2 protein-coding genes are annotated in these 1851 nt (G+C 55.3%); both read right to left on the bottom strand.

Annotated features, from left to right (window positions below; genetic code table 11):
- Positions 1–1103 (bottom strand): type VI secretion system tip protein TssI/VgrG (gene tssI, locus BZG80_RS15620; protein WP_131827573.1); only part of this gene is annotated, 1103 nt, incomplete at its 3' end.
- A 123-nt stretch (positions 1104–1226) separates the two neighbouring features.
- Positions 1227–1745, bottom strand: coding sequence for a type VI secretion system effector Hcp-2 (hcp-2, locus tag BZG80_RS15615; RefSeq protein ID WP_077579355.1), 519 nt, complete (start codon positions 1743–1745; stop codon positions 1227–1229).
- Positions 1746–1851 lie beyond the last annotated feature (106 nt).

Raw genomic sequence — 1851 nt, 5'->3', positions numbered from 1 at the left:
GGGGTTGCGCGCCACGGGGTGGTGGCAGGAATAAGCATAAACTGGTTGTTGTAAGTGGTGGCCCCTTGGCCGCCCTCTTCTTCCAGTGCTTGCGGTTGGCTGCCTTGGTGGTGCACGCGCACCACTTGCCACGCTTGGTTCACGCTTTCATCCAAATGGTCGCTGATGGTAAAGCGATAACCCGCGCGTAATGCCGGCTCATTGCTTTGGCCGTTGGCATGCTCGGCCTCACGGCGTAAGTACTCTAAGCGGGTTTGGTTAAACGCCTGTCCGGTGGCGTCGTCTTTAAAGCGGCCCGGGAAGTCAAAGTGCTCGTAGCTGTCGGTACGCTGGTAATCAATGCCATCGGCTTGTGCGGCTTGTTGAAAACTATAACGCGGCTTTTTAAAGCTGTAGTCTTTTAACGCCGTGTGGCTAGGCTGCGCCGCGGTGTGGCGGGTCAGGCCATCGATATACGGGGTATCGATGCGTCCGCCGCTTATTGCGTTATAGGGCACCGGGCTCTCAAACTGGGGCAAGCTGTCGGGCGCATCGGTCACCACCAGGGTATGGGTGTCGGCATCGTGCTCATGGTGATACACCAAGCCTTCTTCTGCCGCTAAGCGGTGGAAGAACGCTAAGTCACTTTCGCGGTGCTGGACACAGTATTCGCGCTCGGCATAGTCACGGGTTAGCGAGAAGCTAACCTCCGTCACCCCCATTTCTGTGAGCAGGGTTTCTAGAATAGTCGGCACGGTTTGGTGCTGGAAGGTACGACTGTTTTGGCGAAGCGACAGGCGATACAGGGCGGGCACCAAGGTTAAGCGGTAGCGGGTAAAGTGATGACCAATGTCACCTTGGCTAAAGGCACTGGCAATGCCCTGCACCCGTTTGACCAGCTCGCCGTTGCGCCACAGCGTCAGCTGCACGGGCTTATCGACCACTTGCTCTGGCGTGAGGTCGGTATGGCGGCTCGCCAATGCTACCTCATACTGGAACCCATACACCGGGTTGCCATTGATACCGGCTTGGTGAGAGAGGCACTCGTCCCCTTGGTAGTCCACCACCACGAACGGTTGCGGGTCCAGCCCCGCCACGGTTAACGCTATTTGCAATGTCGCCATCTGTGTATCCTTCGCCCTGCTTGTTTACCCTGATACGTTGAGCCAGACTCTGCCGTCTGGCTCAACGCACCACAGCCCGCCCGTAAAGGCAGGCTGTTTGTGTCTTCATGTCGCCATGAAGGATTAGGCTTCGATAGGCTTGCGCCAGTCGTCTGAGCCTGAGGTGCCTGCGTTGACGTGGTCCCAGGTCACTTTGCGGTAAGACATCGACACCGTCAGGTTCTGGGTAAAGTCTGACTTCGCCGGGTCTTGGCAATGGGGCATCTCGCAGTGAATGTCCACAATCGAGGCACTTTCCAGCTTGGTGGTAAAGAAGTTTTCTTGTTTCCCTTCAATCGAGGTGCGGTACCACTTTAGCTCGACCGTTGACATCTTCTCACCTGACGCCAGTGCGTTATAAAGCAATGGCACCGCTTTGTTGAGTGCCACGGTGAATTTGAATGGTTTATGAACACGTTGACCGGATGGCTGACCAGATTGTGGGTCGGTGGGAACCGTCACATTGTGGTCAAACTGTTGTACCAGCATTTCGTCTTCGTGGCCTTCGACAAAAGCATCACCGATAGAATCCGCGGTGCAGGCACCGGCAGTAATCAAACCCTGAGTTTCGCCTTCAATCGAGATATAACATGGCGTTGGCATAATCGCTCCTTTGTATGTCATGGAAGACACATCGCCACCGTGGCGGTGTGCCTGTTCGCCACCCTATAAAGCGAAATGCATGCCAAGTTTTTTACCATTATAAATC

This window comes from Salinivibrio sp. MA440 (assembly GCF_001996265.1).
Lineage (GTDB): Bacteria > Pseudomonadota > Gammaproteobacteria > Enterobacterales > Vibrionaceae > Salinivibrio > Salinivibrio costicola.
The sequence above is the reverse complement of the archived record's forward strand: the minus strand, read 5'-3'. Positions and strand labels throughout refer to the sequence as shown.

What these genes read in the sequence shown, in the direction of transcription:
- hcp-2 (WP_077579355.1), bottom strand. Translation starts at nt 1,745, where the DNA reads ATGCCAACGCCATGTTATATCTCGATTGAAGGCGAAACTCAGGGTTTG.